Origin of the sequence: Viridibacillus sp. FSL E2-0187, assembly GCF_038006425.1 — a bacterium.
Lineage (GTDB): Bacteria > Bacillota > Bacilli > Bacillales_A > Planococcaceae > Viridibacillus > Viridibacillus arvi.
This window is the reverse complement of the sequence record NZ_JBBOVG010000001.1, coordinates 915611-934659: the sequence shown is the minus strand read 5'-3', so window position 1 is coordinate 934659 and position 19049 is coordinate 915611. Positions and strand designations below refer to the sequence as shown.

General features: G+C 35.6%; 17 protein-coding genes. 5 read left to right on the top strand and 12 right to left on the bottom strand.

Annotated features, from left to right (window positions below; all coding sequences use genetic code 11):
• Positions 1-44: 44 nt before the first annotated feature.
• The 5 genes from MHH85_RS04455 to MHH85_RS04435 form a co-directional block, all read right to left on the bottom strand.
• A complete protein-coding gene (locus MHH85_RS04455) occupies positions 45-1019 on the bottom strand; it encodes a PstS family phosphate ABC transporter substrate-binding protein (RefSeq protein ID WP_340706055.1) in 975 nt (324 codons plus the stop codon).
• 219 nt (positions 1020-1238) lie between these two features.
• On the bottom strand, positions 1239-3446 hold the full coding sequence (locus MHH85_RS04450; RefSeq protein ID WP_340706054.1) for a peptidoglycan D,D-transpeptidase FtsI family protein: 2208 nt from the start codon (positions 3444-3446) through the stop codon (positions 1239-1241).
• A gap of 256 nt (positions 3447-3702) precedes the next feature.
• Entirely contained in the window at positions 3703-4311 is a 609-nt protein-coding gene (locus tag MHH85_RS04445; RefSeq protein WP_340706053.1) for a superoxide dismutase, read from the bottom strand.
• A gap of 139 nt (positions 4312-4450) precedes the next feature.
• On the bottom strand, positions 4451-4930 hold the full coding sequence (locus MHH85_RS04440; protein WP_340706052.1) for a DUF456 domain-containing protein: 480 nt from the start codon (positions 4928-4930) through the stop codon (positions 4451-4453).
• An 11-nt stretch (positions 4931-4941) separates the two neighbouring features.
• Positions 4942-6570 (bottom strand): Na/Pi cotransporter family protein, encoded by a 1629-nt coding sequence (locus MHH85_RS04435; RefSeq protein ID WP_340706051.1) that lies wholly within the window; start codon positions 6568-6570, stop codon positions 4942-4944.
• A gap of 196 nt (positions 6571-6766) precedes the next feature.
• Here MHH85_RS04435 and MHH85_RS04430 point away from each other — a divergent pair, with 196 nt between their 5' ends.
• The 4 genes from MHH85_RS04430 to MHH85_RS04415 all read left to right on the top strand — a co-directional run bounded on the left by MHH85_RS04430 (position 6767) and on the right by MHH85_RS04415 (position 9491).
• Entirely contained in the window at positions 6767-7282 is a 516-nt protein-coding gene (locus tag MHH85_RS04430) for a DUF1189 family protein (protein ID WP_340706050.1), read from the top strand.
• A 60-nt stretch (positions 7283-7342) separates the two neighbouring features.
• Positions 7343-7687, top strand: a complete 345-nt coding sequence (locus MHH85_RS04425) for a hypothetical protein (RefSeq protein WP_193740461.1) — start codon at positions 7343-7345, stop codon at positions 7685-7687.
• 97 nt (positions 7688-7784) lie between these two features.
• Positions 7785-8900 (top strand): flavodoxin-dependent (E)-4-hydroxy-3-methylbut-2-enyl-diphosphate synthase, encoded by a 1116-nt coding sequence (gene ispG, locus MHH85_RS04420; RefSeq protein ID WP_053416332.1) that lies wholly within the window; start codon positions 7785-7787, stop codon positions 8898-8900.
• An 18-nt stretch (positions 8901-8918) separates the two neighbouring features.
• Positions 8919-9491: a 5' nucleotidase, NT5C type gene (locus MHH85_RS04415; RefSeq protein ID WP_193740462.1), complete on the top strand. Its 573-nt coding sequence runs from the start codon at positions 8919-8921 to the stop codon at positions 9489-9491.
• A gap of 50 nt (positions 9492-9541) precedes the next feature.
• On the opposite strand, the gene MHH85_RS04410 is transcribed toward MHH85_RS04415, so the two are convergent.
• Positions 9542-10021 (bottom strand): hypothetical protein, encoded by a 480-nt coding sequence (locus MHH85_RS04410; protein ID WP_340706049.1) that lies wholly within the window; start codon positions 10019-10021, stop codon positions 9542-9544.
• Positions 10022-10305: 284 nt separating this feature from the next.
• On the opposite strand from MHH85_RS04410, the gene MHH85_RS04405 reads away from it, so the two are divergent.
• Positions 10306-11502, top strand: coding sequence for an FtsW/RodA/SpoVE family cell cycle protein (locus tag MHH85_RS04405; RefSeq protein ID WP_340706048.1), 1197 nt, complete (start codon positions 10306-10308; stop codon positions 11500-11502).
• A 205-nt stretch (positions 11503-11707) separates the two neighbouring features.
• On the opposite strand, the gene MHH85_RS04400 is transcribed toward MHH85_RS04405, so the two are convergent.
• From MHH85_RS04400 to MHH85_RS04375, 6 genes are read right to left on the bottom strand one after another with little or no spacing between them, the layout of a single operon-like run.
• Positions 11708-12787 carry a toxic anion resistance protein gene (locus tag MHH85_RS04400; protein WP_053416335.1) on the bottom strand — a complete coding sequence of 360 codons (1080 nt, stop codon included), beginning with the start codon at positions 12785-12787 and terminating at the stop codon, positions 11708-11710.
• 22 nt (positions 12788-12809) lie between these two features.
• Entirely contained in the window at positions 12810-14432 is a 1623-nt protein-coding gene (locus tag MHH85_RS04395) for a YceG family protein (protein ID WP_340706047.1), read from the bottom strand.
• A gap of 55 nt (positions 14433-14487) precedes the next feature.
• Positions 14488-15300, bottom strand: coding sequence for an HAD family hydrolase (locus MHH85_RS04390; protein ID WP_340706046.1), 813 nt, complete (start codon positions 15298-15300; stop codon positions 14488-14490).
• A 10-nt stretch (positions 15301-15310) separates the two neighbouring features.
• Positions 15311-16420: a cysteine protease StiP family protein gene (locus tag MHH85_RS04385; protein ID WP_340706045.1), complete on the bottom strand. Its 1110-nt coding sequence runs from the start codon at positions 16418-16420 to the stop codon at positions 15311-15313.
• Positions 16417-17781: a phosphoribosyltransferase family protein gene (locus tag MHH85_RS04380; protein ID WP_340706044.1), complete on the bottom strand. Its 1365-nt coding sequence runs from the start codon at positions 17779-17781 to the stop codon at positions 16417-16419. The genes MHH85_RS04385 and MHH85_RS04380 overlap by 4 nt, the downstream gene beginning before the upstream one ends.
• A gap of 4 nt (positions 17782-17785) precedes the next feature.
• A complete protein-coding gene (locus MHH85_RS04375) occupies positions 17786-18952 on the bottom strand; it encodes an HpcH/HpaI aldolase/citrate lyase family protein (protein ID WP_340706043.1) in 1167 nt (388 codons plus the stop codon).
• Positions 18953-19049 lie beyond the last annotated feature (97 nt).

Sequence of the window (19049 nt, the reverse complement as noted above, 5' to 3'; positions counted from 1 at the left end):
AAGGGAGCAGGTAGCGTTTTGCTACTCGCTCCCCTAGCCAGTGATTATTTCAAGCCTTCTAAAGCATCTAAGTCTTTTTTGTAATCTTCATCCGGTGTTCTAACATAGCCTACAGCTTCTGCCATATCACCAGCATTTTCAAGAGCGTATTTCATAAAGTTATAGAATGCTGCATTTTCTTTTACTTCTCTATTCTTCACGTAGATGAATAGTGGTCTAGAGAGAGGTGAATATTCACCTGATTTAATTGTTTCATTTGTTGGCTCAATTCCGCCGACTTTAACAATTTTAAGATTATCTTTATTTGCTAAGTAGTAGGCATAACCGAAGAATCCAATAGCGTTTTTATCTCCTTCAACACCTTGTACTAGTACGTTATCATCTTCTGATAGAGTTGCTTTTTTCGCTAAATCTTTACCGTCTAAAATGACTTCATCGAAGTAGTCATATGTTCCTGAGTCAGTACCAGGAGAGTAGTAAACGATTTTCTCTTTTGGCCAAGATGGATCGATATCAGACCATTTCTTTTCTTTACCATCTTCAGTCCAAATTTGTTTTAATTGTTCTACAGTTAAATCTTCTATCCAATCATTCTCTTTATTTACTACGATAGATAAACCATCATAACCAATTTTCATTTCTGTATAGTCAATGCCTGCTTCTTTTAACTTAGCAGCCTCTTCTTCTTTAATTTCACGAGATGCGTTAGAAAACGCCGTCTCACCTGCTATGAATTTTTCAAATCCTCCACCAGTTCCAGAGACACCTACTGAAACTTGTACTTTAGGTTGAACAGCTGTATATTCCTCTACGATTGCTTCCATGATTGGCGCTACAGTTGAAGAACCGTCTCCTGCGATTTTTCCTTCTAGTTGCTCACTTGCACCCGCATTTGTTTCTTGGCTAGATGCACCGCTGTTTGACGTTTTACTACCTTCTTCTGTGTCACTGCCACATGCTCCTAACAAAAGTGCCGAGCCTACAATTGATGTCGCCATGAAGTACTTCCAGTTTTTCATCTGTTTGTTCCCCCTAAGGTTTTTGTGTTTGTTTACTACACTGTTAACTATAAAGTAGACATGTTGAGAACATATAAACGTAATGTAAGGATATATAAAGGTATTGTAAATGCTTTGTAAATCGCTGTCGTTTTTTGTAATAATGTAAACAAAAAAACGCCTCACAATGTATTTTGTACAATGTGAGGCATTTAACTATTTTAATAGAAGAAAGTCATTTTATTGAGCATCCATTTTTTGAGCATCATCTTCATCAATCTGCTCTTTTGTAATAGGCTTTTGAATTTTTTCTCCTACTTTTTGTTTTTCTTTTTTCATGTTTTTCTTTTGGAGTTCAAAGTATTTGTCTACAGCTTTGCGAGCAATGATGTTATTGATAGCCACATACTGATTTTCATTCGTAGAAATCCATGGTACTAATACTGCATATGCAATCTCAGGATTTTCATATGGTGCAAAGCCTATATGTGAAACAGACAAAGTTGCGGTACCATAAGCACTTTTCTTCGGTCCATAATAAACCGATTGAGCAGTACCTGTCTTACCTGCAGCCGTAAATTTTGCATCACGGAAGTAACCAGCCCCTGAACCTTGGCTACCAAAGTATACCCGTCTCATACCTTCTTTTACCTGATTAATTTCTACTTTCGAATTGTCAATTGTATTTAATACTTTAGGAGCGAATTCTTCTACAACTGGTCCTAAAGTTTTGCCATCAACTGATGGTTCTCTGATTTCTTTCGCTAAGTGAGGCTGTATACGTGTTCCACCATTCGCGATTGTAGATACATATTGTGCTAACTGCATTGGTGTAAATGTATCATACTGACCAATTACTAAGTCAAGTAGTTTACCTGACAGAGTTTCAGTCCCTTTCACACCTTCAAATTCGCCTGGTAAGTCAATACCCGTTTTCACACCTAAACCAAATTGTGCATAAGAATTACGAATTTTAGTAAAGTCTTCTTGTTTAACAGCTAAACCTGCTCCTGGTACATAGTTAACTCCCGCAATACGAAAGGCCGTTCTAAACATATAAACATTGGATGAACGTTCTAATGCAGTTAAATCATTCAACATAATTGCACCACTTCGATTGAAAACAGATGATTTTATTGTACCTGCGATATTAATAGGGGTATCAAGCATCGGCTCGCCCACTTTGATAGCATTTTGAGAATATCCCGTTAAAAGTGTTGCTGGTTTCACAACAGAACCTACTTCATAAGCCGATGTAAAATTACCAATGGCATAATCATCTACAGTCATTTTACCATTTTCATCTGTCTCGAGTTTCTTACCAACCATCGATAAAACTTCACCTGTATTTGGATTCATCATGACAAGAAATGCACGATCTAGTAATGATGAAGCCCCTTGAGCTTTTGCAAATAGCAATTGCTCCTCAACAATTTTATCAACGCTTTCTTGTAATTCACTATCAATAGTAAGCATTAATTCTTTTCCTGGTGATCCTTCAGAAGTTGTTTCTGTATCTACAACTTGTCCTTTGCCGTTTGTCGCATTTTTGACAACGGCTTTTTGGCCTTGTAATATCTCTTCATACTGTTGTTCAATATAACTTTTACCTACACGATCATTTCGAGAATAATCACGCGCCAAATAATAGTCTACCAAATTTTTTGGAATACCTTCCCTTGGCGTTGTCGTTGAACCTAAAATACTTAAAGAAGATTTTTTCACACGAGCCCAATCTGTTGTAGTATTTACACCAGGTAGCTCAGATAAATTTTCCGATACAATAGCAAATTCTTTATTTGTTACATTATCACTCTTAATAATTTGCGGTGATAAATAATAACCTGCTGCCATTAATCGATAAATAGCTAACACTTGTAAATCTTTTTTTGTTAATTCTCTTAATTCATCATTAGTAATTCGATCGCGTACTAATTGATCTAGCTTTGCCTGTTTTTCTTTCTGTTCTAGATCTGAATCATTATTAATGTCTTGCTGTTCTTTCTTACTTACTTTTGCGTACGCCTTTTCTTTGTTCAGAGTTATCCAATAATCTCTTTTATCTCGATCTGTGATGGGTTTCGTATCCATTTTAATGAGTTTTGCTAGATTATTTGCAACATCCAACATATCTTTCGTTGTTGTCGACTGTAATTTTGTATAAGTAATCGCATTCTTTGGTTCATTATCAACTAAAACACGGCCTTGTCTATCATATATTCGGCCACGAGGTACGCTAGAATTTACCGTTACTTCTTCAGTTTGCGCTAATTCTCTCACATATTCTTCACCTTTAACGATTTGCATATATCCTAAACGCAAAATTAACATAGAAAACAAAAGGAAAATTGAAAAGAAAAGTACATTCATTCGAAACGAAAGATTTGCACGCTGTTTTGCTTTGACACTAGCTGCACGTTTCTTTTTAGATGGATTTTTTTTGCGCATGCAATGTCCCCCCTTCCGCTTAATTCACAATTAGTAGTATATCATTTTCAGCACAAAAACACACCGTAGTCATGTCGAAAAACAGGCTAATTGCTTTCGATTTTGCACTAAATTAATGAAGTGCTCTATTTTTGGAAAAAGTTAATAAAAGTACAAATTACAAACTTCCTGGGTCACCTTATGTATTCTTTAACCATAAAAAAAGCACGCACCTTTTTGACGTCAAAGGTACGTGCTTTGTTGCATTTAAAATAGATTATTTTGCAGCTGCGAAACGTTCTGCAACTTTCTCCCAGTTTACTACATTCCAGAAAGCACCAATGTAGTCAGGACGACGGTTTTGGTAGTTTAAGTAGTAAGCGTGTTCCCAAACATCAAGACCTAATAATGGAGTTTTACCTTCCATGATTGGTGAATCTTGGTTTGGAGTTGAAGAGATTTCTAATTCTCCGTTAGCAACTGATAACCAAGCCCAGCCTGAACCGAAGCGAGTTTTAGCAGCATTATCGAATTGTTCTTTGAAAGCGTCAAAGCTACCGAATTTAGCATCAATTGCAGCTGCTAATTCGCCAGTTGGAGCTCCACCTGCATTTGCAGCTAAAGATTCCCAGAATAATGAGTGGTTAGAGTGACCGCCACCGTGGTTGCGTACAGCAGTACGAATTTCTTCAGGAACAGCATCTAAATTAGCAATAATTTCTTCTACTGTTTTCCCTTCGAATTCTGATTTGCCTTCTAGAGCAGCGTTAATTCCTTGAACATAAGTATTGTGATGTTTAGTGTGGTGAATTTCCATTGTAGTTGCGTCGATATGTGGTTCTAATGCGTCATATGCATAAGGTAATTTTGGTAATTCAAAAGCCATGATTAATTTTCCTCCTCAGGATTAATAAGTATTAATTACATTCTTAGATTATCAAAATAAGAGCTTTCATTCAAACATTATTCACTAAAACAAAGGATTTCAGCCTTTTGACTGAAAATCTATTAAATTATCGAACAATTTATATCACGATAACAAAAATAACAATCATTATTATTTGGATGATTCCCTTCGTAATAATAGAGGTTAAGAATCCAACGAGTGAACCGATTCCAGTTCGAATGGCTTGTTTTACACTACTTCTATTAACGATTAACTCTGCTAGCACTGCTCCCAAAAAAGGCCCTAGCAATATGCCTGCGATAGGAATAACAAATGGCCCGATTAATAGACCAATTGTACTCCCCCACATTCCCGCGTTTGAACCACCAAATTTTTTTACACCAAAAGCATTTGCTAATGTATCTGCTCCAAATAATAAAGCTACGAACAGAATTTGGATTACCCAAAACCACCAAGGTAAATCTCCAAAGCTATAAAATACTCCATATAGGATAAACCCTAGCAATATAAATAGTACTGACGGAATAATCGGATATATAAGCCCAACAAACGCAATAATAAAACTTAAAATAATAAGTATCCAAGCAATTATATCCATAAATTCCCTCCTTAATGTTTTTGTAAGATAGCTTCCGCGATATTAACAGCGTGATCGCCTATACGTTCTAAGTTACTAACGATATCAGTAAATACGATACCAGAATGTGCCGAGCATTGGCCAAGATTTAATCGATGAATATGTTTCTTTCTAAAAGTTCGCTCCATTTGATCAATGAGCTCTTCTTTTTTCGTCACTTCAATCGCCAATCCATGGTTAGTTGTATCCAATGATAAAATAGCCTTTTGAACTGTTTCAATTGTTAAGGTAAACATTTCACATAAATCGTTTATAGCCGGTTCACTCAACTGTACCCCATTTACGGTTTTGTAGTCTATTAACTCTACGATATTCTCGAAATGATCTCCAATTCTCTCAATATCACGGACATTTTCTAGTAAAATATGATGTCTAGTAGAATCTGTATCTGACAATGGTTGTGCAGAAACTTTCACTAAATAATCAGTGATTTTCTGATCTAAACTATTAATTGCTTCTTCATATTGTAAAACGTTTGTAGCATTCTTTTTATCATTTGATTTCAAATATTCGAATGTTTCTTCTAGACCTCGAATACTATATTCACCCATGCGTAAAACTTCTTCCTTCGCTTGTCCAATTGCAATAGCAGGTGATGCTTCAATAAAATGAAGATCTAAACTTCTTGGTTTATATTCAATAACAGAATCCTCACCAGGTATGAGCTTAGTCACAATATATGCCCACACACCTATTAATGGTAATTGAATCATTGTATTTACTACATTAAAAGATCCGTGTGCAAATGCAATCTGCATTTTAGGTTCTAATCCTGCGACACCTGCTAACCATTCTATATAAAGTGTAAATTGTGGTAAAATTAATAGGAAAATAATTGTTCCAATGACATTGAATAATACATGCATCGCTGCTACTCGACGGGCGGCTACTGATGCACCAATTGATGCTAATACAGCCGTTAATGTCGTTCCGATATTATCACCAAATAAAATCGGCAACGCACCATGAAGCGGCATTAATCCTTCCCCGTACAAACTTTGTAAAATACCTATAGTGGCACTGGAGCTCTGAATGATTAATGTTACCAATGCACCTAAAATAACACCCAGTATAGAATTTTCACTAATACGTAATGCCATATCAATAAATATTGGTAACTCCTGTAAAGGTTTCATACCATTACTCATAAGTTCCAGGCCAACAAATAATCCTCCAAGACCAAAGATTATTTGTCCGATATTTTGGATACTATTTTTCTTAAAGAAAAATAGCAGAAACGCACCAATAGCTAAGACTAGATACGCAAATTGTCCAATATCGAAGCCAATAACAAATGCAGTGAAAGTCGTTCCTATATTCGCGCCCATAATAACGCCTATAGCTTGACGTAGCGTCATAAAACCTGCGCTTACAAGTCCAACTATAATGACCGTTGTACCAGAGCTCGATTGAATAAGTACTGTTACTAAAATGCCGACTAATACGCCCATCATTGGATTTGTGGTATAGCGATCTAATATATCACGAAGGCGATCTCCTGCTGATTTTTGTAAGCCATCACCCATATATTTAATAGAAAATAAAAATAGTCCTAATCCCCCAAAGAACTGGAAAAGCATTTCTTGCCAATTCAGACTCACCTGCTGTCAACTCCCTGCATTACTATTAACCTAAGCTTCATTATGAAGAAAATGTAATCAAATTGTAAGTTATTCTATAAAAAATTTACATTCGTTTAATATAGTGACTTCAATATAGTGTAATTGTTCACAATGCCGACAATTACTAAGTGTTACTAACTCATGGTAAAATACCATAGAAGGAGCATATCATATTATGAAAATTAAACATTATCAATTATTTCTAGACAGTATATTACATCCAAAAAAACTAGCTGCATATCGAATGCTACCGATCGGTAAATTGATTCAATACGTCTTTATATTAATCACTTTTATCACTGTGGTTTCTTTTATCCAATTCCTAACAGGTGTCGGTTCAAGCGTTGATACGTCACAGCTTGAAGGTCTAAAAGAGTACTTAGATGATATTAAATGGTTAATTTATCCGTTTGCTTTCGTCTTCTTATTCACCATCTCTACTTTTTTAACTTTTCTACGAATAAGTATTTATGGCTTTATAGGATCTATATTATTGAAGATGATGGGACATCGAGGTGAATATCGTCATATTTGGCGTACAACTGCACTCGCTACAACTCTTTCTACTATTCTAACAACTTTACTATCTTTCACTTCTTTAAACGGTACAGTTATGACCCTCATTTCTATGGTAATTATCATAGCTTATATCGCTAGTGCGATAACGAAATACCCAAAAATAAAAAAATAATAGAAATGCTACGAATGAATCTCTCTCTTGTTCATATATTGAACGAAGGGGGAGATTTTTTTGAAAATATTCTTTTCTGCACTTGGTATTCTATTTATTGCTTTTATCTTGAAAATCGATCTTCTAGAGGGGACAATCCCGCTAGCAGCTTTTTATAAAGAGCCTGTTGTTGAAGAAACTTGTGTTGATGTTCCAGATATTAAAACAATCACGGTTCGTACAATACCCGGTGATAACCTACAATCACTATTCGCGCTTTATCCATCTGAAAGTTCGATGAGCTTCTCAGAACGCTTGGAGCTTTTTTATGAACTAAATCCACATTTACTCAAACAATCCTTTAAGCCTGGTGAATCGATTCAGCTACCATTCAGTACAAAAAATGCTCATTCATGTACAAATTAAACAATTAATGTTTCTTCCTTGTCATTTTCTTTGGAACACTGCTAAAATAGTGTACAGTGAAGGCTCTATTTTTGAGCCTATGAAGGAGAGAGTTTTCATGAATGAAATCGTTCACCGTACGAAAACGCGTAAAGTTCGCGTAGGTGACTTAACAATTGGCGGAAGCAATGAAGTAATTATACAAAGTATGACAACGACTAAAACACATGATGTTGAAGCAACTGTGGCAGAAATTCTTCGCTTAGAAGAAGCTGGCTGTCAAATCGTTCGTGTCGCTTGCCCAGACGAACGCGCAGCTGATGCATTAGCTGAGATCAAGAAACGTATCCATATCCCACTAGTTGCGGATATTCACTTTGACTACAAATTAGCCTTAAAAGCAATCGACGCTGGTGTTGATAAAATTCGTATTAACCCTGGTAACATTGGACGTAAAGAAAAAGTAGAAGCTGTTGTAAATGCAGCTAAAGCAAAAGGTGTACCGATTCGTATCGGTGTAAACGCTGGTTCATTAGAACGTAAAATCCTTGAAAAATATGGCTACCCTACTGCAGATGGTATGGTTGAAAGTGCCCTACACCATATTAAAATCTTAGAAGACTTAGATTTCCATGATATTATCGTTTCTATGAAAGCATCTGATGTAAACCTAGCAATTGAAGCATATGAAAAAGCATCTCGTGCATTTGACTATCCACTTCACTTAGGTATTACTGAATCAGGTACATTATTCTCTGGTACGATTAAATCAGCAGCTGGTTTAGGCGCAATATTAAGCATGGGTATCGGGAATACAATGCGTATTTCATTAAGTGCCGACCCTGTTGAAGAAATAAAAGTAGCACGTGAACTATTAAAAACATTCGGTTTAGCTTCTGACATTCCGACACTTATTTCATGCCCAACTTGTGGCCGTATTGAAATTGACTTAATTTCAATTGCCAATGAAGTAGAAGAATATCTTCAAACAATTAAAGCACCACTTAAAGTTTCTGTTTTAGGTTGTGCAGTAAATGGTCCTGGTGAAGCTCGTGAAGCCGATATCGGTATCGCTGGTGCTCGCGGAGAAGGTTTACTATTTATGAAAGGTAAAACTGTTCGTAAAGTACCTGAAGAAACGATGGTTGAAGAGCTGAAAATCGAAATCGATAAACTAGCTGAAGAATATTATAAAAAAAGAGATGCTGAAAAAGCTGAGAACGCAAAAGCATAGTATACAGGGGGCAATGAAATGAAGAAAAACTACCGTTTTGGTATCGATATTGACGGTACTGTTACGACTCCAGAATCACTTTTGCCTCATATCAACAAAGCCTTCAATGTCAATTTAGCGTTATCTGATATAACGCAATATGACTTAACTGCTGCGTTCCCTGTTGATAGTACTGAATTTTTCAAGTGGTTTAGAGAAAATGAGCCAGAAATTTATATGGCTTCACCTATTCAACAGGATGCACAAGCGATTTTATCTGCTTGGCAAAAAGATGTTGAGCTTTATTACATTACAGCCCGCGAGGACAATTCAACAGATGTCACTTATGAATGGTTTAAACAATTCAATGTACCTTATGACAAAATTGATATTGTTGGGCCTGTCAATAAAGCAATTAAAGCTCGTGAATACGATGTACATGCCTTTTTCGAGGACAAGCATGCAAATGCCGTTCAACTTCACGAGGAATTAGACATTCCTGTGTTATTATTCGATGCCCCTTATAACCGCGAACCCATTCCAAATGGCGTGATACGTGTAAGTAACTGGCAAGAGGCAAATCACTGGATTAAGAAGGAATTTGGAATTTAATAGAATAAAAGCTAGTACGTAAATTGCGTACTAGCTTTTTTATTTCATAATTAAAATTGAATATCTAATAACTCACTTACCTCTTCATAAAGAGCGTTATTCTGCTGTGCTGATATGTATGTCATTTCTGATTTCACAGGATCTTGAAAGAATACCGTTCCATCTTTCATAAAATACATTTTGTATGATTTTCCATTGATATCTTTTGATTTGGATAACGCAATAATATAATTGCCCTGATTATCCAGCTCTTTCATATTTTCAGCTTCCTCTTCTGATTTCGGTTTAATCACTTCCATTAGATTTACTTTTTCAATAAATGTGTGGATTGTTTGTTGATTTGTAATTGTCTTTCTAGTATCGTCTGTTCCGACTCCTTCCTCGTTAACTCCTTGTGCATATATGGATTGATACTCTTCAATATCTGGTATTTTTATTTCTTTTGTTTTGGTCGTTTTATCCTCTTCTCCACAAGCACTGACAACCAATAACGTCAACACTATCAATAACAGTAATTTCCACGAATTCAAGTAATCTCTTCCCTTCTACGTCGCTAAAAAGCAACTGACCACTTTCCAATCATTATACTATGGAGAAAATAATCTGTCATAAATACCCATAACTTGTAACATGTTTGGCAAAATTAACATTCGTTAATGTTAGTTTATACGTTTGAACGATATTTTAAGGATACAAGATAGCTTTACTTAAGTTCTAATCTTTTTAGTTATATTTACATAAATAAAAAATTTTGGAACCTTCTTATTCAATAACCGTTACTATTTACATATCGAATGGGTTAGGAGTAGCACAAATGAAAATTCAAATGGATCGACAAATTAATATATATCTCTTATTGCTCGCATTGATTAGCTGCTTATTTATATACTCAAGTAGTACTAATTTCGGACAATATGGTGATGCATTTATAGTAAAGCAAATTACTTTTTATTGTATTGGCTTTGTAATTATGTATGCTGTTTCTCGATTAGATTTTGAACAATTGAAGAAAATATCATGGCCCTTTTATGGCGTGATTGTCTTCCTATTAATCGCACTTATTTTTGCTCCTGAAAGTATTGCTCGACCGATCAATGAGGCAAAATCTTGGTATCATATAAAATTTTTAGGCACTTTCCAGCCTTCCGAGTTTCTTAAGTTCGCACTTTTACTTGTCGTCGCAAAGCTCATTGAAAGTCATTATAAAAAAGAACAAGTTCAAACATACTTTACGGATTTATGGTTATTAACGAAAATTGCTATTATTAGTATTCCACCGATGCTCATCGTGTACAAACAGCCGGATACAGGCATGCTTATGCTATATATGGCCATGCTTATACCCATGATTTATTTTTCCGGTATTAAAAAACAACTACTGGCAGTCATTACGATTATTCCAACAGTTTTAATCAGTACAATAATCATTATTTATATTTGGTTCAATCAATTTTTCACCGACAAAATTCTAACTAGTTTGTCTCCGCACCAAATATCTCGTATTAACGGCTGGCTTCATCCTTTTGAATTTAGTGATTCAGCCTACCAAACAAAGCTAGGTCTATTAGCTATTGGCTCAGGTTTACTTAGCGGAAAAGGTTATTTACAAAATAATGTGTATGTACCTGAAAAACATACGGATTTCATATTTTCTACGATAGCTGAGGAAACAGGATTTATCGGTGCTTCTATCGTTATTGTTTTATTTTTCTTATTATTATACCGTATGGTTTTCCATGCCCTTCATGCTAAACAGCAATTTACTTTCCTAATTTCGGCGGGAATTATCGGCTTATTAACCTTCCAAATTTTCCAAAACATCGGGATGACGATTGGGTTATTACCCGTTACTGGTGTCACCTTACCGTTCCTAAGTTATGGAGGTAGTTCACTATTATCGAATATGATGCTTATTGGGCTGATTCATGCGATTAAAATGTCGTATAGTGGCTATATGTTCAAAAATACAAATGAAGTGGAAGTGCAATCAGGTGCAAAATTCCCCAAATAAAAAGGATACTCGTACTATTTAGTTAAGTAAGTTTCTTTTTAATACTTCTAATTATTCGATTAGCGTATATAATGAATTTCTAACATAAAAATCGGCTATTATAAAAATTTTGACGAATAGTGCACTGAATATTTCCCGGAAAATAAAAAGCATTTCCACTGAGATATCGATCTCTTCGGAAATGCTTTTTGTCATTTTTTCACTTTTATCCGTTAGATAGAACGCGCTTAGCATCTTCACGTATAGCTTCTAGACGTTTTTTGTCTTCTACACGCTGAACTGCTTGTTCTTGCTTAACTGCTTTATATTCGTCAATACCTGTAACAATGGTATCCCACATGTTCTCAATCGTTTCCATTTTGATGCTCGAGCTACCAGAACGGCGAGCGATATCTACGCTTTGTTGCATGATGTCACTTGTTACATCTTGTAGCATTTGGTTTGCACGATCTTCAAATGCATTTAAAGAGTCTGCATGTAACTTTTGACGGCGTGCATTGACTGCATTAATAATACCCATTTTGAAAACTGGAATTGTTGTTACAAAAGCACTGTTAATCTTAGCAATTAGGTCATTATTTCCACGTTGCATTGTTTTGATTTGTGGTGCTGCGATAACCGCTACCATACGCGCTTTTTCTAGGTCATCTACTTTACGCTCTAATAATTCCTGTACTGTTCTTAAGTTTTCAAGCTCAATACGCGCCATTTGGTTTCCACCACTTACACGTGCTTCACACTCAGGAATTAACGACGTTTTTACTTCGTCTAGCTTCATTTCTGCTGCAACAATATACTTCTCTAACTCGAAGTAATATTCTATATCCTCTTGATATAGCCCTTCCAAATCGCGGTTATTACTTTTCAATTCCTCTTCAATAATCATAAACTGTGCATGGATTTTTTCAATTTCTTTACCAAGCGTATTGTACTTACTGAAAAGAGCTTCTACTTTTTGCTTAGCACGTTTGAAAATTTTATCTAGCATCCCTGGCTCTTTTGTTAACTCATTTTTGTCGAACTTATTCATTAACTTTTCTAATTGGTTCAACAATTCACTTGATTGATCTAATTTAGATACGGTCATTGTATCTAGAATTCGGTCAGAGAAACGTGACAGTTTGATTGCTGGTTCTTTACCTAAAGATAATAAATCGATTTGATTTCTAATATCTATCATCTTCACGATTTTTTGGACTTCAGGTTCTTGACGTAATTGCAATTTCATTTCATTTGCTGTTTGTTCGTTTAATCCATCTTTTTCAATGGCAACTAAATCAGACATTTGGACACTCCCTGCTCATAAGCTATAAAAACTTATGGATAAATTTTTTTATTATTGAATTTGGTTTTGCTTTTGGCTCTTGATAAGGTTGGTCAAAAACCATATGTTCAAGTAAATGAATGTCGAATACATCTTTTTCCATATACAATTCTATATCTAATTTACCGGTCGGATTATATAAAATAATATCTACACCAAATCGGTTTAAAAAGACTAGTAATGCTGCATCTTCTCGCGATAGTTCCCCGTCCATTTGAGAATGATATAAAACAAGTCGAGGAATTTCCTGTGAATAGTCAAAGTTCTGCAGTAAACGTAACAGTTCAATTGGAATCATTGTTGCTGTTTTAAACATAAAGAGTTGAAGATCTATTTCCTTCTCATGTGCAAGTGGCAGAAGTGAAGGGTTTTCACAGCAATCTTTAATCGTATGTGCAATTGCCTTCTGAATGGATTCCTGTAATTGACCATATTGCCACCAATCACTTGTCATCATTTTCGCAGGTGATAATTCATTATTCTCCAAACAATGATTGTAATGGAATTGGAAATTTGCTTTACTAGTTTTCATATATGGAAATGCTTTAACAAATTGGCCATTCGGACCTTTTATTAGCTTGTGCATATTCTCCCAATATTCTTCACGATCCGCTGAAATACCAGCAATTTTCGCAAAAATAACCGGAATATATATTTGCTCTCCGACAACTTTGAACTCTGGTCGTACCATCGCTTTTTCATTGCCATAAATGAAAATATCATCATATGTCGTACGCAATGTAATAGAACGTGGTAAGTGTTCTTTGAACTGCCATGGTTTATAAACACCAGATTGTTGGTCATGCATTAACTTATCAAAATGTTTACTTGAGCGATAACCAACAGTTGCTTGTCGTTCGCGTAATTTATCTGGAAATGGTTGCAATGTTGTCGTCGTTGCATAACGATAGACAACTGACAACTGCTCCTCTGGATCTATTGCAGAAAACTCATCTGCCCCGGTAGGAGAAAAAACTAATACATCGCATCCAAGCTCCATTAATAACAATAAAAAGTAGCGCTGGCTAATGGTCAACTCTCCGTACCAAACTACTTTAGGAAATTCATCTCCGATATCTAATGTCTGTGACCATTTTGCCCAATGGTTTTTAAGCCATTTAATCATATCGATTAAAAATCGTCTAAACTCATTTGATAGTAAACCTGCTGCTTGCTGTTCTTTAAATAATTCAATGATATTAATCATAGTTAACTGTAAATGCTTATTTATAAAAGCATTTGGATGTTGTGGGATTAGTTGATGCCCATACATCATCGCTACTAAACGATTAATAGACAAACCTTTAGGCGTCTCCTGATGTGCCTTTAAGATTGCTTGCACGGCTTGAAAGTCCTTTGGATCGATGTATTTATCTAATTCTTCGCTCAATACATGAACTGAGTCATTTTTCGCCATATCAAATAGCGCATTAAAATAATCATCTTCTTCTACAGGAACACCCAATACACGTACAGCAATTCGACTAAAACGAAATTTGGAATCATCCAAATCATAAAGCGCTCTATCTTTGCTAGACGCCAAAAACTGAGCTTGCCAATCTGTTGTATCCTTATGTAATATAGGCTCAATTTGCATATTACGCATACAAACTCCTCCTTCCTTAAAGAGTGTGTTTGAACTTATAGCATTTCATTTTCTCTTATAGTGTAACACGATTCACATGCTCTAGAACATCTTGTAATAGCTCTTTCGTGAAGGCTGTACCATTTTCTTTTGAGTAGTGAGTTTGCATTAGTTTTTTCGGCTCTTTATCCTTCATATCGCCGTGAAGTGGTGTGTAAGAGCGGTCTGCCATTGCTAGCATATTATAGTCCAATATAGAGTCACCAGCTGCAAAATGATAGTCAAAGCTATATTTATTCTTGATATACGAAACAGCTGCTTCTTTCGTTAGTACATTAGGAAGCATATAGAGCTTTTTCTTTTGTAACAGTAAATGCCATCCAAGTTCATGTAATTCCTCTTTTAGTTGTTGCAAAGCATCCACTTGGATATTTTCTAGATGAACGTGATTGACATAAAATAAGTCATCAATATATAAAGATCGCTCCATCCAATCAGCATACTTTATATCTTTCATAATTCGTAGCATTTGTTCATCTGGCACCGAAGAGTCTTCAATGGATTGCCTTAATTGCTTTGCCCATACGAGATCCGGTTTACCATTCTCTAATATAGTACCCCCATTACTTGTAACCGCAACAAGCGGGTGTAATTCTTGTATGGCATGAATCCGTTCATATTGATGTCTTGCACGCGTAGTAACTGGAACAAATAAGGTCTTTTCTCTTACTTCTTTTAGTAACTCCATCGTTTCGTCACACATCCAACTTGTCTCTACATCACCTTTACGTTCAACTGCAGTTTTCAATCTGGTAGTAGGATAAAGTGACATCATGTGATTTGAATAAATGAGTGTACGATCTAAATCAGATGTAAATAGTATCTTCATATTAACTCCTCTATACTCTTTTAATGAGTCCACAACAAGAATAGGACATATTAGGGTATTCTTCAATTGGAATGTTTTTATCTTTTGCTAATAATAATACATGTTCTAAATCATCAATACATGTGGGGTTAATCAGAATTTTCCATGGTACACGACGCAGCAATACCCTAGTTGTTTCTCCGATTCCAGGCTTTATGAGATTGGCATCAGGTATTTCCATTTCTTTTTGAATAGTTTCAACAGCTTTCATCCCAAGCCATGTAGGTGTTGTATCTTCCAACAGACGCTCTACCAGAATACTTTGTACTTCATCAGCTATATGCTGAAAATATGCCGATATTTTATCAACATATAGATTGGAAACATCGTCGCTTCTAAACTCTTCATAGAATTTCGCCCCATGAAAATCCCCTTTTGCTAAAAGATTTTCATTTAAAATAGTACGACTAACCAGCCCTGAAACTGTAGAGTTTAAACAAGCAGATGGAATCAAAAAGTCCTCTCTTGTCCCGTATAATGAAGAACAATGACCTGGATCTGCTAGAACGGCTAAGTCGCTATCAATTTGAGTTCCATGCTTTTCATTATAAATCACACATGATTGATCTAGCTCTTTTGTGATTGCCCCTTTGCCTGTCCAACCATCGATAAACTGAATATTAGCATCAGGGTGCTTTTCTAAAATATAGCTGATCGCTGTCTCATCGAAACCTTTCCCACGAATAATTGAAATCGAATAGTGCGGGATATTCTCATTATAATGTTCTTGCAAGTAACGCTTAATTAATACACCAATAGGGGTACCCGCTCTTGCTAAACTAACAAGCACTAAATTTCCAAGGCTTTTTTGCATTTTTATTTGCTCAGCTACAACACCTACTGCAATAGCAATACGCTTTGCATATTCTTCTAACGTTTGATGAAATAAGTTTAAATACTCTTTAGAAGGCTGATATTCAATCGGTAACATTTCTGAATAATGTGTCCCTGATTGAATTAGTCGTTCACGCTCCTCATTACTCATTTCAAGTGATTCCGTACTTAAATCACGCAATAAAAAGACACAGTCATCCGATTGATAGCTGCCCATTGGATCTGGTATATATTTTACGTTAGTCATTCAGTTTCCTCCCCATAGCTCATCACGAGGATATATATTCGCTCTATATTCACGGTTTCCAGTTGTTCTATTAGCTCAGTTAATGCAGCTTTGTTTGCTATTCTTTCTACTACAAGGAAAAGTTCAGTGTATGGATAGGTATCTAAATTATATAAGAAATTCACAACTCCATTATTTTCTGGACTATCAAATGACCATTTTTGCGAAATAGTATACCCCTCATCTAATGAAGGATAAATTGGACTACGTGTCGATGATTGGAAATATACATCTGACCCCATAAGTGATGCTACTCGCATCGGAATATACATAAATTCTCCGGTTCCTACTACAAGAGCTGGACCTGATGTACGTAACGTATTAAGCTGTTCTGCTATTTGCTGTAATTGTCCATCAAGCTCATGATGCATTTCAGCTGTTAAGCTAAATCGACCCGTACCTTGTAAATAAGGCGCATTATTCACTCTTTTTCGCCCGTCTGTAGATGTATATGGAAGTATATTATTTGATTTGGTATCTAGTACTTGAATACGCGCTTTGTTTTGTTTTGCATTTTCTAGCTTCTGTTCCACTAATTCCGGTGCCCCGTGTAGCTCAAAGTGACCTTGCACAATGGATATAAACTGTATAGTGATGCCCCACTCTTTTTCTAACTGATCAAAAATGTCCTGTTTTTCCTGTGGACGCCAATCTAAAATAGCCATAACCGTGTAATACTTAATATGCGGAAAACGTTCATTTAACGTCTTAATAATATTAATCACTGTATTACCAGTCGTCATTTCATCATCGACTAAAACAATTCGTTGTGCTTGCTCAAAAACCGCTTCATTTGTTGAATAAACACGATGACTTGTTGCATGTGAGTGCTCTTCTTCAAAACAGATAATCGTCTCAAGCTCATTAATCAATTCTCGTGTCGTATGAATATAAGTGGCATTTGAATTAAAGTTACGGAAAACGGCATGTCCTAATGCTGTTGCAGTTTCAGCAAAACCGATAAAAAGTGTCTGATGTGGTAAGTTTACCGGCAGTTTTGTTACCTGCTCAAACGTTTCTTGTACATCTACTTCACGACGTAAAGCACGAGCTACTAGATTTTCTAAATCATGCATTTCACCATAAGTCTCTTCCATATAACGCATACTTAGTAATGTACCTACTAATAACGGCATTTGAGGTTCCACTGCCAAATGCTTCCCAAGTACTTTACTGACAAAAAGAAAACCTCTCTTTTTATTAATACGCGTTGCCATTTGAAATAAATCCTCTATGTTAAAATGATATGGATTGTTATCTAATGTTACAGTAATTTCATAGTCACCTAAAATCGGTAGTCGTTGTTCATATTGATTTTTCATCAATTTATTCACCATCCATACTTAATAAAAATGTTGCAAAATCAGCCGATTCATTTAATACACCAAAGAACTTTGCTCTCATAAGAATTTCTTCTGCCCAAAAACTATGTGGTTTCATCTCATTCATCTTATTAGCATATTGACTCTTCAGGACTCCTTTAGAGCCGTCATTATGCTTCTTGATACTAAGTGCATCCATATATTCTTCATGTGTCACAGCGTAAAGCGCATGAACATATCGAATATGTGATGGATGGATAATCGTCTTTCCTACTATTCCATTTTGTTTATCTAACAATACCTCTTTTACTAAACCATCTATATATTTATCTAAAATTGCCTGACGCTCACTAACAGCACCGTTTTTAATAAATGGGGTTTGCCTTAACGATGGTTTTAGGACCCGCTCGTGACTAAAGTATTCCCATACAGGTCCAGAAATTACATAAGCATCTGGTTGTCTCTTAAACACATTGACGATGTCAGCCATACAATCTCGGATTATTGAAACATCATAAATCGTCGAATCTGCACTTCGACGAATACCATATATACCACAGAAATCTGTTGCACCAATGCGCACGTTTAATACGAGCTCACGATACTGATCTAATAACTGCTTAATCTCTAGCAATTTCTCTAATCGTTGTTCCTTGTAAATAATATCTGGTGTTTCTAGTATCGGCATACCGTAAATTCTTAGATTATATTGCTGCTTCGCTTTAGCTAATAAAGAAAAAAATTCTTGTCCTACTTCAACAGAAAACTTTGGGAAAACATATCCCGTTAAAACCACTTGTTTATGTCCCATTTCTTGCATTAAGCGACGCAATTGCTGAGGCTCTCTTACTCTAATAAAAACAAGAGGGATATTCTCTATTGTAGAACTATCATGTACATACTTTTCATAAAGTCTATCCAAAGCCATTACAACTAATCTTTCTGCTTCTTCAACATCATGATCACCAACAGCATCCTCTAAATCTATTACAAGAGAGGTTAAATCATTGTATTTACGATTTTGAATTACCTCGTCTAACTTCGGTAACGTGCCTGGCATATATAAGGTTGCACCTAATGAGTAAGCTAACTCTTGTGGATTGTCCCATTTCGTAAAATGTTCGGGTGCTCTATAGAAAATTGTATCTAACATATTTTCAAAATGTCTCATATTGTTCTCTCCAACGATTTAAAATGGCCTTACAAATTAATAGAAAAAGGCATTCTATGAGTCAAAAATTAGTCGACTAATAGAACGCCTTCATGCT